This is a genomic window from Pseudomonas sp. KU26590 (genome assembly GCF_026153515.1).
In the GTDB taxonomy this organism is placed as follows: Bacteria; Pseudomonadota; Gammaproteobacteria; order Pseudomonadales; family Pseudomonadaceae; genus Aquipseudomonas.
Window position 1 is genome coordinate 3,621,480 of the sequence record NZ_CP110644.1, and the last position, 12,522, is coordinate 3,634,001.

Sequence of the window (12,522 nt, forward strand, 5' to 3'; positions counted from 1 at the left end):
TCCTAAAAGAAGGTGATGTCTTGAGAGTTCTGCTGCACAGGCGTCTCTCCACGATGGGTGCGCCGCTGCTCGTCAGTGGCATAGGTGGCGTCCATGCGCGCCAGCCACTGGTGGGCATCGATGGACGTCGCCTGGTCCGGGGCCTCGCTGGCCTGGAGCAGGTGGCCATGCAAGTCGTCCATGTTGTCTCGCACATGGCTGAGGATCTGGCTCACACGGTCCTGGAATTGCAGGTCGACCAGCACCTCCGTCATCTCGTCACCAATGCCACGGCTTTCCTGCTTGAGCAGGTCCGCGGATTCGGCCAGGCGCCCAGTGATGTTATGAAAACGCTCGAGCACGACTTGGATGCTGTTTTCTGACGCGGCCACCGATTGGCTGTCTTGGTCGGCGCTGCTGGAGGCGGCGTGCACCAATTGCGTGATGCCGTTATTGATGATGTCGACCTTGGCCGACATCTGCTGGCCGGTTTCGCTGGATTTGCTCGACAAACTGCGCACCGCGTCGGCCACGACGGCGAAGCCGCGACCGGCTTCACCTGCACGGGCCGCTTCAATGGCCGCGTTGAGTGCCAGCAGGTTGGTCTGCGCGGCAATCGCCGCCACGTCAGCGGCCATGGTGCGCAGTTCGCCGGTATAAGCGGTGAGGCCGCGCACCTGGGCCAGGGTCTGGTCGCGGCTGGTTTGCGCGGCTTTGAGCGAATTGATCACCTGGCTTAAATCGCTTTCGCTGAGGGACAGCACTTCAAGCGCTCCGTCGGCGGTTTGCCCGTCCAGTTCGCCGGCAGCGCGCTGGGAAGCCTGAACCGTTTCCTGCAATCGCGCGGCAATCCCGATAAAACGATTGGTCAGATTCACAATCGCTTCTTCTGTCTGATGCCGAGAGCTTTCCACTTGCCGAGCCCAGATGGGCATCGCTCCCAGCAATACCTCATTGAGTTGTACCTGCGAGGTCATGCTGTTGCTGGCCGCGTGCGCCGCTGACTGATCCCCTTGCTCCAGCGCAATGGCTCGCAGCACCGCGTCACGCCGGGAAACAGCACTCCAGGCGCCTGCGCCGAGGCCGGTCAGCATCAGTGCCGCGCACGCAATGAGGTTAGGGAGAGAGGTTGCCTGGACGAGTATCCATGCAACGGCAGGCACGACCGGAATGAAAGCGAACCAGAGAAAGCGCGGTTGAGCGGAAAGGGGGATGCGGATGGATTGACGCTGGGTCATGGGTTCGATCCTTGAACAATGCTGCGCATGTAACTGACATTACCGTTATCTGCCCAGTGGGTCGCAACTTGAGTCACCCCCTCTGCCTTCCGTCTGGTTTATGACTGTCGCGTGACCGCCGAGGATGCCTGCCCTGCCCTTGCCGCCGGCCACGACCAGGCGATTCCCGGTGATGCCGCACTGCAAAACCGGGGACTTTTTTGGTGCGGTGTGATGCGGAAACTGCCTGACCCCTCCTGCTAGCGCATTGGCAGGATGATGGGATCAGGGCTCGTCAGAGAGCGACCATCATCAACATCCCGATTAACACTTATATAAAGAACTGGCGATTGAAAGGGTCTTCCAGGGAAAACGGCAGCGCTCTGCCCACCAACTTTCCGGCATTGGTGAGGTTTGTTCACAGAAGCATGTTGGAGCTCCGCCTAGTTCAGCCACTTACCCGGGCGTAGAGTGTTGTGACATCAGGCATCCCACTTGGGTGGGAGGCGAAATAGATGATATCGCTGACCACTTGATTCCCTCATCCCTGATTAACTTGCCCCTGAATCATCTCCCTGCATAAGGTGCCCCACAGCATGCGCGACAACCGATTCGCCCTGTTCACTCAAGCTCATGTCGGGGGCGCAAGGGGGCTGACGCGGGCCTTTGGACTTCTTTTCAGCCTGACAGCGTTGAGCGAAAGCAATGCTTCGCCTGCGAATAACGTGGGCCCTGCCCCGGCAGCCACCTCAGCCATCGTGCAGCAGGCACAATCCCGTATCTGGATGACTGTTCGCGACAAGCGCTTCGCGATTACCCTGGCTGATACGCAGGCAGCACGGGAGTTTGCCGCCCTTCTCCCCCTCTCCATCGATATGCCTGACCTGAATCAAAACGAGAAACACGCTGAACTGCCGACATCGCTGCCGACGAATCCGATTCGCCCCGGCACGATCCACAGCGGCGACCTGATGTTGTACGGGGCACGCACCCTCGTCGCGTTCTACGTCACTTTCACCTCGCCGTATTCCTACACTCGGCTGGGCCGCATCGACGACCCTGCCGAACTGGCCCGCGTATTTGGCAGCGATGCAGCACGCATCAGTTTTTCGAAACAATAACCTCCGATCACTTATCCCCAACGTCAGCGCGTCATGACGGCCGAGATGCGAATAACGCGTTTATAACGAATCCACCCACGTTGCGATTTGAATATGGCGGCGCCTGTCGTCATGTTCAGCCGTCGCTGACGAACAGGGGTTTGCTTTAAATACTTAACACTCTTAGTTAACAGGTAACCCATGAAACTACAGACACTTGCCGCCTTGATGACGGTCTCGGTGCTCGGCGGCTGTGCCACTGGAACAACACGCCCTGAACCTGGAAAGTCCATCGTCGATATCGAGGCCCACGCGGGAGATGACATGATCGCAAGACGTCTCGACGGCAATCAGGCCAACAGTTTGAATCACTTCATTGTTTCACCGGGCAAGCATTCGATGGAACTGGGGATTGTGATGATCGGTTATCAGAATAGCCATCGTCGTTGCACGGCGACGCTTGATTACGCCAACTTCGCGGCCGATCAGCGCTATACATTGGTACAGAGCCGAGCAGACGCCGAGGTCAAGGTGTCGCTGATGGACAGTCGTGGCGTTGCGGTGGCTCAAGCCGGCAAGGTGCCTTGCCTTTAATCAGCCAATCAGTCCTTTACGCATTGCAAACCGAATCGAGGGTGTCATCCAGCGGATGTCTGGATGCCACCCATGAGGCACTGCCTGCGAGGGCGCAAGCGCTTAAAACCGGCTTAGCCGCGCAAGCGACTGCCATTCCCGACGATCAACGCCCCCAGCACCAGCAATGCGGCAGCGCCCATGAACGTCGCGGCAATGGAGACGTGATCCAGCAGCAGGCCGCCCAGGGCGCCACCGACCATGATCGACAGCTGAATCGCTGCGACCAGCAAGCCCCCGCCGCTTTCCGGGTCGTCACTGACGCTTTTGCTGAGCCAGGTTGACCAGGCCACGGGAATCGCGGCGTTCAGCCCGCCCCAGGAGATCATTGCCACCGCGACCCCAGGCTTGAGGTGGCCGAACAGCAGCATCAACAGCGTCACCGCCGCCAACAGCAAGGGCAGCCAGCGCAACAGCGCATACATCCGCTCATTGACCAGCGCCGTCCCCGCATAGGTGCCGGCAAAACCTGCGACACCGAGCCCCAACAGAAACAGCGACAGCTGCGGGGTCGTCGCCTGCGTGTAGGTTTCAAGGAAGGGTCGAAAGTAGGTGAAGGCCGAGAACGCCCCGGCGAAGGTCAACATCACAGCCATCATGCCGAACGCCACGTGGCGACGACGCAGCAGCGCAAACAATTGACGGACCGAGCCCGCCGACTTGGGCGGCATGGACGGAAGGCTGATCCATTGCCACAGCAGGTTGATCAGCACCAGCGGCACCAGTCCCCAGAACACGCCTCTCCAGCCGATGATGCCGCCCAGGTAGCTGCCGATGGGCGCAGCAAATGCCGTGGCGATGGCGTTGCCCGTGAAAATGATGCCGAGGGCTTTGGGCACGGTGTCGGAAGGCACGAGCCGCATGACCGTCGCCGTGGACAGTGCCCAGAACCCGCCGATGGCGATCCCCAGCACGGCGCGCGCAATCATCAGGACCAGGAAGCTCGGCGCCTCGGCAATCAGGATCAACGAGGCCAGCATCAGAGTGGTCAAGCCGATCAACACGTATCGACGATCAATGCGCCCGGCGATGACGGACATGAACAGGCTGGTGACGACGGCAAACAAGCCCGAAATCGAGATTGCCTGGCCGGCCATCCCCTGGGTCGCCCCGAGGTCGGAGGCAATCGGTGTCAGCAGACTGACCGGCATGAACTCGGAGGAGATCAGCATGGACACGCACATGGCCATCGCACCCACGGCGCTCCACACACCTCGATCAGGCCTGGAGATTTCAGGCTCGGCTCTTTGTCGCTCAGCAGTACGCATTCATACCCTCGACACGTGTCCGGCCCATGCCATCGCCTCACGCCAGGGTGATGTGCGACAGGGGCCGGTTTTGATGGATTGAGTGGCGTCACGGTACAGGCGACGTCAGCCCTCGCCTATCGGGGTACGTGTGATGCGGTCATGAGCAATGCTCACTAATGAAGAGAAACAAGGGGCCTCGCCGTCGTGGTCACCCTAACGGCGCGATGTCCCGGATCATGTCGATCAGCAGACGCAGCCCTAGCGGTTGTTGGCGATAGCTGGAGTAGTAAATGTGGAACCCCGGACTCACGGACGCCCAGTCCTCAAGCACCAATTCAAGGGAACCACTTTTCACGTAAGGCGCAAGGATCGGTTCAGCGGCGTAAATCAGTCCACTGCCCGCGCAGGCCAATGCAATCGCCATTCGCGTCTCGTCGAGAATCACGCCACCGAACACCGGGATCGCGAGTTGCACGCCCTCTTTCTCGAATTCCCAATCGAATATTTTGCCGGTGCCGACCTTGAACTTCAGGCAGCGGTGTTGCTTCAGGTCCTCAGGGTGAACGGGGGTGCCCCATTTGCGCAGGTAGTCGGGTGTGCCGGCGACCACCCAGCGCACGTCCGGGGACAGACGGTGGGCGATCATTCCTTCAGGCACCGTCGCGCCAAAGCGCATGCCGGCGTCGAAGCCGCCTTCCACCACATCGACCATGCTGTTGGAGATCGAAATATCCACTTCGATGTTCGGGTAACGCTCACCGAACAGCGGCAGTACGGGCGCCAGCAGCAACAGGGCGGCGTCGCTGAACACATTCAGCTTGATCCTACCCGTGGGCTCGTCCCGGTAACGGTTGAGCACTTCCATCGCCTGGTCGATGCGGTCGATGGGCTCACGAATCGACGCCAGCAACTCCTGACCGGCAGCGGTCAACGTCACATTGCGGGTGGTCCGGTTCAGCAAGCGCACGCCAAGCCTGGCTTCCAGCGCCTTGATCGCATGGCTGAGGGCCGAAGGACTGATGCCGACTTCCAATCCCGCACGGCTGAAACTCAAATGCCGGGCGACGGCCAGGAAGTACATAAAATCGGCGAGGTTGGCACGGGTGAGCTGCATCATCTACCTACGCAAGGGTTGTCTCGAAGCGGCAACGGATGGACCCATCAACCCGAATACGCGCGTTGCGCGGAGTATATCCGGGTTCGCCGCAGGCCTTAGATGAGCGTAGGTCATTAGTGAACTGAGGGTGGCTCAGCAGTACAGAGGTCTAAGCCACGTGCTCAGGCCCTACTAGACCTGCTGGCAAACACAAGGATCATCGGGTCGCCTTGTACTGCACATCGGAAACGGGCTCCATCCACTCCACATTCTTCCCATCGAGGGATTCCTGGATCGCCATGTGGGTCATGCCTGTCCGGGCCGTGGCCCCGTGCCAATGCTTGACGCCGGGCGGCGTCCAGATCACGTCCCCCGGACGAATCACCTGTTTCTCCCTGCCTTGCTGCTGCACCCGGCCGTGCCTGCGGTAATGACCAGCGTTTGCCCCAACGGATGCGTGTGCCAGGCGGAACGCGCCCCCGGCTCGAACGAGACATAGGCCGCCGAGACCCGGGACGGCTCATGGGCAGAGACCAAGGGATCGATGCGCACCGTGCCGACGAACATCGCCGTGCTCCCGAGGATCGAGGATTGCGAGCCGTTCGGGACGAGCGTCATGGCGGGTGTGCTGTCGTCCGCCTGAGCGTTGGCGAGCATCAGCATCATCGCCAGCGTCGAGATTGCTGCAACTGGGTGCATGGGCGAGCTCATGGGTGGATTAGATTTCCTCATCAACCTAATTCACGCGGTAGTGATGTACTACAGGGCCCCGTGACTAACAGCACTGAGCGATGCTCATGAATTCAGACTGATCACCACTTTCCCGAAATGCTGACCACGGCGAAGGTGTTCAACGCCACGACAGCGCCGTTAGCCCTGGCCAGTGGTGAATAAATCAGACCGTTTCAAGTAGTCGGCAATCGCCGCTAATGCCTGTGCCGGGGAATTGAGCGCGGTGTCGACGGTGAAGGGTTCTGTGTCCCAAGGCTCATAGTCATGGTTCATAACGGATTGCCAAGTGGGAGGCGTCAGCCCCGAGATATCGACCTGCCTGGTCTCCACCCTGCTTCGATGCTCCGTCATGTCGGAACAGATGACCTGAATATTCACCAATGGCGCGCCAGAGCGAGAGGATATGGCGCTCCACGCTCTGCGGCTTTCCACCACGGGATTCACACAGTCGACAACCACCGTGCCGCCCAAACCAAGGTTGCTGGCCGCCAACTCGTGGGCGATCAGATAACCCGTGCGGCCCACATCCCGCGCAAAATCCGCCGAATCACGAAGGGCTTGTTCAATCGTATCGATGCGCACATAAACGGCACCCAGCGTCGCGGCCAGACCCTTGGCGATGGTCGTCTTCCCGGTACCGGGCAGACCACTGAAAACGATGAGCATTTGAGACTCCCTTAGGATGCACTGATAAAGCAGGCTAATTTATTCATATGAGGGATGCCAACGCCGCCGGTGGTGTTCAAGATCCAATAAATCAGATCTTTTGAATACGACATGTTGAGTTGACCCATCCATGCAGATCCGAGCCGTTTTGTTCGACCTCGACAACACGCTGGTCCACCGTCGGCAAAGCATCGAAGCCTACGCTGAAGTGTTTGTGCGCGAGTACGCTTCCCACCTCGGCACCCATGATTTCGCTCTCATCGCTGACCTGATAGCCGCTCAGGACAACGGCGGTTATCTTCCAACGGACAGCCCTTATCCCAACATCAGAACGGCTGTTGCGACAGCGCTGGGTGAACGTCTGCAATGGCGGCTGTCGGTGGACGTGCCGGAGCTGGCTGCGCACTGGGTCGAGCATTTCCCGGCGCAAACCATCGAGATGCCGGGCGCCGGGATACTGATCGAAGCGCTGCTTGAACAAGACATCACCGTCGCTATCATTTCCAATGGCACCCAGCGATCACGCCAGCGCACAGTCGCCCGCCTGCCCTTTGCACAACACGTCAAGCAGCTGGTGAGTTCGGAGGCGACAGGCTGGCGAAAGCCTGATCCGCGCATTTTTTTGAAGGCAGCTCAATTGCTGAAGCTTGACCCAGGCGAATGCATGTATGTGGGCGATCATCCGATCAACGACATCAAAGGCGCTGAATCAGCTGGCATGAAAGCAGTGTGGTTAAGCGGGTTTCACCCCTGGCCGCACTCGGAAACTGCGCCCGTCTTCAGCGTGGATGCACTGGGGGATGTTCTGCCGCTGCTTGACCGCACAAACAGCGGCGGTAAATTCACCAGCGCAGGCCCGTTCTGATCGGTTTTTATTGAGCAAGGCGCGATACCGATGCTTCGCCACCCAGGAACCAGGAATGACACTGACCGCCTCCGCCCTCATCGATCTGGCCTTGTCCAACCCGGTTAACGCTCAACTTGTCGAGCGACTGCCATCCTTGGGACTCAACCAAACCATGCTCACGGCGGGCTGCCTGTTCCAGGCGGTCTGGAATCGGCTATCTGATCGTCCGGCGGGCTGGGGCGTGAATGATTACGACGTGTTCTATTTCGACGAGGACCTTTCATGGGAGGCGGAGAACCGCGCCATTGTTGCTGCACAGACGCTTTTTCAGGATCTGGACGTCAAGGTCGAGCTGCGTAACCAGGCGCGCGTGCACCTGTGGTTCGCAGAGCGGTTTGGCAATGACTACCCTGCCCTTCACGCCGCGAAAGACGGCATCGACCGCTTCCTCATCTGCTCGACCTGCGTCGGCTTGCACCTCGACACTGGCGAGCTCTACGCGCCCCACGGATTGGAGGAACTGGAACAAGGGCTTTTGCGCATGAACCCAAACTTCCCGCAGCCCGAGTTGTTTCGCAAAAAGGCGCAGAGCTATCAGGCACGCTGGCACTGGTTGCGCGTTGTTGAGCCCGAGCCCGATTGCGATATCTAAGTAGGTTTCAAAAGCCCCACGCCAGCGCGCTTACGTGACGCCAGACTTACGCAAATCGGCCCTCTTTAAAAAACGTGACGTCAATTTACCGACTACAAGTTTACCCTCTAATCCATCGAAAACCCAAAAGCGTCATATTCCCGACGAAACGCACTTCCACCGCATTGCCTTCTGCCAGCACCTGCCCTCAAAATCGCCGCACACCCGCTGTCCCGCGCCGTGATTTGCCAAAAAGGAATGAGAGCAATGAAGAGCATCTTTGTGGTTGTAATGACTATGTGTTCCGGTGCGGAAGGATGTCTGGACGAGAGCCAGCCGACGGCGTATTCAACCAAGGCGGAGTGCATGGAGAGCGTGGCCCTGATGCCAACCCGACGGGGCATCAAATACCACTGTTCATCGGTGCCGCAAGTGCTGATCACGCAGCAGCGACGCACGACCCAAAACCACTTGGTGAACAACTCCGCCGAAGCGGCTGTTCGCCCTTGAGCGACAACGCCGGGCCGGGGATAAACCCGGACCGGCGCAGTTGATTCACAGCGCCAGCGGATTCAGCCCGCGGCTACCACGGTGATTTCCACCAACAAATCCGGCGCTGCCAGACGTGATTCGCAGCACGGTGTTTTGGGGGCAGACCGCGGCGCAGCCAAAACTGCCCATCCATTGGTTAAGCCGACCCTTCCCGATGTGGCGACATCCCCTGTAGGAGCGTGGCTTGTCCCGCGATCTGGCGCGCAGCGGCAGCAGTAAAGGCGCCGCATTCCGCCAGGCGAATCGCGTGCAAAGGTTTCACGACCGGTCCCCGGCCGATCGCGGGACAAGCCACGCTCCTACGGAATGTACGTGCGCCGAGGGCTTGCGGTTAATGTCCGCAAAAAAAAACCGTGACGCACCACTGCGTCACGGCCTTGGTCATACGTTCAGCCCATCAGTCCAGACGGAACGCGATCACGCTGTCGCCCAACGTGGTGCCGAGTGAGCCGTGCCCGCCGGCGGAGATGACGACGTACTGCTTGCCGTCGCTGCCCATGTAGGTCGAAGGTATCGCCTGACCGCCCGCCGGCAGCTCCTTCTCCCAGAGCACGTCACCGGTGTTGATGTCGTACGCGCGGATGAAGTTGTCCGCCGTGGCGCCATGGAACACCACGCCGCCCGCCGTCACCAGCGGACCGCCGTGGGCGACCATGCCCATCGGGAAGCCAATCGGGAAGCGGCCCGGCAGGAAGCTGGTCTTGAGGTTTTGGGTGGTGCCGGTGCGGCGCATCCACTCGGTTTTGCCGGTGGTCAGGTCAACGCCGACCATGCGGCCCCAAGGCGGCGCAATGCACGGCACGCCCAGTGCCGAAGCGAACTGCTTGATCCGAATGGCGTAGTCGCCCTTGAAGTTCTCGTTCCAGTACGCCGTGCCATCCTGGGTGAACAACCGCTTCTCGGCGGTTTCCGGGGTGCGCTTGATCAGGTGGTAGGTGTAGGCCAGACGCACCGGCGCGGCGATGAGGATCTGCCGATCCGGATCAACCGCCACTGAGCCCCAGTTGAACGCCCCGATGTTGCCCGGGAAGATCAACGAACCCTGCTCGGTGCTCGGCGTCCACGGGTTGCCGTCGTAGCGCAGCGTGTTGTAGGTCGTGCGGCATGACATCTGATCAAACGGCGTCAGGCCCCACATGGATTTCTCGCTCAGCGGTTCCGGGATGAAGTTGATCTTCGACACCGGCTGCGTCGGCGCAAAATGCTCGCCCGGCACGCCGCCCTGGGTCGACACCTTGACCTGATCGACCGGGACGATCGGCTCGCCGGTCAGTCGGTTGAGCACGAAGATGTTGCCCACTTTGGTCGGCAGGATCAGCGCCGGTTGCTTGCTGCCCTCCTTGCCCACGCTCATCAGGGTCGGCTGCGACGGGTTATCGCGGTCCCAGAGGTCATTGTTCGAGGACTGGAATTTCCATTTGAATGCACCGGTGTTCAAGTCCAGCGCCACCAGCGTGTCACGGAATTTTTCCGTGTTGCTGTTCGGGTCGCGGTTGATGCCGAGTTCGTCTGGCGAGGCGTTGCCGAACGGCACAAACACCAGGCCGTTTTTCATGTCGGCGCTCAGGGTGCCCCACGCCACCGGTGTGTCCTGCGGATAGGTCTGGTCAGAAGCGACGGGCTGGGTCATCTCCGGGTTAGCGGGGTCGAAATTCCACACCAGTTTGCCGGTCACGGCGTTGTAGGCGCGGATCACACCCGACGGGTTGCCGTCGTTGTAGCCGTTGTCCATCACCGAACCGCCCACGATCACCCGATCACCGGCGATCAGCGGCGCGGCCGTCTGCATCAGCGCGTGGGGACGGATCTCGCCCATGTTGGCGCTGAGATCGACCACGCCGTTGTTGCCGAAATCGCTGCAGAGTTTGCCGGTGTCGGCGTCGAGGGCTACCAGCTTCGCGTCAGTCGTGGCGGTGATGATGCGTTTAGCGCACTGGACTGCTGTAACGGCTGGCGTTGCATCGGCGGCGGTTGTCGCAGGCGCGTAGTAGCTGACGCCACGGCAGGTCTGATGCTGCTGCAGGTACGAGCGGTTCTTCTCCGGCGCCCATTTCCAGTCCAGCTTGCCGGTTTCAGGGTTCAACGCGTGCACTTCGTTGTGTGCGGTGCAGACGTATACCCGGTTGTTGACCTTCAGCGGTGTGGCTTCGAAGGTGTACTCGCCGGCGTCTTTTGCGGCATCGCGCAGATCGCCGGTGTGGTATTCCCACGCCACCGAGAGCTTCTTCACGTTGCCCGCATTGATCTGGTCGAGGCTGGAGAAACGCTGGCCGTCGTTGGTGCCGCCATAGGCAACCCAATCATTACCGGCTTCGCCCGTGTTGCGCTTCGCCAGGGGGGTGTCGATCTTGCCGGCCACCGGGTACGGGTCGTAAAACATCACCGCCAGGACGATCAGAACCATCACGCCGACGGTGCCACCCAGAAACGGGTGGAAGCGGCGGGTGTCGCCCGGGTTCTGCGCCTTGTACAACGGGCGCACCACCCACGGCAGCGCCAGCCACAGACCCAACAGCGCGAACAGGTCGCCGCGCGGAATCCACTGCCATTTGTCGAAGCCGACCTCGTAGACGATCCAGATCAGAATCCCCCACATCAGCAGCGCATACACCGTCAGCGCCGATTGCTTTTTCAGCATCAGCAGCACCGCCGAGGCCAATACTGCGAGGGCGATAATCGAGTACGCCGCCGAACCCCCGACGGCCACCAGTTGCGCACCCATGTACAGCAGGGCAATGGCGAAGATCGCCATCACCGCCCCAGTCACTCTCAAGATCATTGTTGGTTTTCCGTGTTGGGGCCGGTGATGGCGCCCGTGTGGGAAGTGGGCGGGCGTGTCGAGCGACCCGTTCGCAAGCGTGCTCGCCCATGTTAACGCCCACACCCAACGACCCGGAAAACTTTGTAACACCTTGGTAGACGTCAAGCGCAGGGCTTGTGGTGCGTCGAACCCTTCAACAACTGCATAGGCTGACGGTCATCGTAATGAATGGGCGCACTATTAATGACGCCCACGCGTAATTGGCCGCGACGTATTCCTGCAGCAGCTTTCAATCGGGTTAACTTAAACGTGTGGCGCTAGAGCAAAAGATATTAATCGAGAGGAAAAAGCTATTAACCGCCAAAGCTGGCGAGTGTGCATCGGCAACTAAGGCGGCTATGCAGTCGTCTGATTTGTCGAGGATTACTCAGCGCTGAAAGAGCTTACCAGCAAGCTAAACCTAATAGCAATTAGGTTTTCCACATCGCAATATTAACCGAGCAAAGCAGGGCTTACAGGCAATATTCCTCCGATTTAATGGATTATAGGGGTGATATATTGCGGATAATCGTAAGTATCTGTTTGACGATCAGCGCTGCCGGCTGCTTCAACCCCCTGCCAAACCCGCCTTTTCCATCACCGCTCGTCTAATTAAAAAATAGTCTTGCAAACGCTGAACTAATCAGTAGATTCCCCGGACTTAACGTTCGTCCTGTTTCTACAGGTCGGGTTTGCGCGTTCATTTAATTTCCACACCTCATCAATCGAGAAACAATCGATGACTAGACCCATGCTGTCTGTTTTCAGCGTCGTGCTGTTCGGCGCCTGCAGTTTTGCTGCTGTCGCGGCGGACTCCACAAACACTCAAACGTCAAACGCGACCGAAGCAGTGCGCGCGCAGGTTGAAAAACAGCGCGACCAGCTTTCCGGCGTCGACAAGGTAGCCGTGAAGACCACCCAGACTTCCTCCGCCGTGCTTGATGCGCCGGTCGACACCGGTGATGCGCCCGCTCTGGTGCAGAAGCCATGACCGACCCACGCACCCCGCCGTCCGACCT

11 protein-coding genes and 1 pseudogene are annotated in these 12,522 nt (G+C 59.7%); 6 read left to right on the forward strand and 6 right to left on the reverse strand.

Annotated features, from left to right (window positions below):
- Positions 1-2: 2 nt before the first annotated feature.
- Positions 3-1,217, reverse strand: coding sequence for a methyl-accepting chemotaxis protein (locus tag OKW98_RS15820; protein ID WP_322114149.1), 1,215 nt, complete (start codon positions 1,215-1,217; stop codon positions 3-5).
- A 575-nt stretch (positions 1,218-1,792) separates the two neighbouring features.
- On the opposite strand from OKW98_RS15820, the gene OKW98_RS15825 reads away from it, so the two are divergent.
- Positions 1,793-2,317, forward strand: a complete 525-nt coding sequence (locus OKW98_RS15825; protein ID WP_265385607.1) for a cyclophilin-like fold protein — start codon at positions 1,793-1,795, stop codon at positions 2,315-2,317.
- Between the two features lie 180 nt (positions 2,318-2,497).
- Positions 2,498-2,890: a hypothetical protein gene (locus OKW98_RS15830; protein ID WP_265385608.1), complete on the forward strand. Its 393-nt coding sequence runs from the start codon at positions 2,498-2,500 to the stop codon at positions 2,888-2,890.
- Between the two features lie 113 nt (positions 2,891-3,003).
- Here OKW98_RS15830 and OKW98_RS15835 read toward each other — a convergent pair whose 3' ends face one another.
- The 4 genes and pseudogenes from OKW98_RS15835 to OKW98_RS15850 form a co-directional block, all read right to left on the reverse strand.
- A complete protein-coding gene (locus OKW98_RS15835; RefSeq protein WP_322114150.1) occupies positions 3,004-4,197 on the reverse strand; it encodes an MFS transporter in 1,194 nt (397 codons plus the stop codon).
- Positions 4,198-4,387: 190 nt separating this feature from the next.
- Entirely contained in the window at positions 4,388-5,293 is a 906-nt protein-coding gene (locus OKW98_RS15840; RefSeq protein WP_265385609.1) for a LysR family transcriptional regulator, read from the reverse strand.
- A gap of 199 nt (positions 5,294-5,492) precedes the next feature.
- Positions 5,493-5,941 (reverse strand): annotated as a pseudogene (locus tag OKW98_RS15845) (cupin domain-containing protein).
- A 204-nt stretch (positions 5,942-6,145) separates the two neighbouring features.
- Positions 6,146-6,673: an AAA family ATPase gene (locus tag OKW98_RS15850; RefSeq protein ID WP_265385610.1), complete on the reverse strand. Its 528-nt coding sequence runs from the start codon at positions 6,671-6,673 to the stop codon at positions 6,146-6,148.
- Between the two features lie 130 nt (positions 6,674-6,803).
- Here OKW98_RS15850 and OKW98_RS15855 point away from each other — a divergent pair, with 130 nt between their 5' ends.
- From OKW98_RS15855 to OKW98_RS15865, 3 genes are all read left to right on the forward strand, one after another.
- Positions 6,804-7,538, forward strand: coding sequence for an HAD family hydrolase (locus OKW98_RS15855; protein WP_265385611.1), 735 nt, complete (start codon positions 6,804-6,806; stop codon positions 7,536-7,538).
- A 55-nt stretch (positions 7,539-7,593) separates the two neighbouring features.
- Positions 7,594-8,172, forward strand: coding sequence for a nucleotidyltransferase family protein (locus OKW98_RS15860; protein WP_265385612.1), 579 nt, complete (start codon positions 7,594-7,596; stop codon positions 8,170-8,172).
- Between the two features lie 246 nt (positions 8,173-8,418).
- Positions 8,419-8,661, forward strand: a complete 243-nt coding sequence (locus OKW98_RS15865; RefSeq protein ID WP_265385613.1) for a hypothetical protein — start codon at positions 8,419-8,421, stop codon at positions 8,659-8,661.
- A gap of 439 nt (positions 8,662-9,100) precedes the next feature.
- On the opposite strand, the gene OKW98_RS15870 is transcribed toward OKW98_RS15865, so the two are convergent.
- Positions 9,101-11,482, reverse strand: coding sequence for a membrane-bound PQQ-dependent dehydrogenase, glucose/quinate/shikimate family (locus OKW98_RS15870; RefSeq protein ID WP_265385614.1), 2,382 nt, complete (start codon positions 11,480-11,482; stop codon positions 9,101-9,103).
- A gap of 772 nt (positions 11,483-12,254) precedes the next feature.
- Here OKW98_RS15870 and OKW98_RS15875 point away from each other — a divergent pair.
- Positions 12,255-12,494 carry a hypothetical protein gene (locus OKW98_RS15875; protein ID WP_265385615.1) on the forward strand — a complete coding sequence of 80 codons (240 nt, stop codon included), beginning with the start codon at positions 12,255-12,257 and terminating at the stop codon, positions 12,492-12,494.
- The last annotated feature ends 28 nt before the right edge of the window (positions 12,495-12,522 follow it).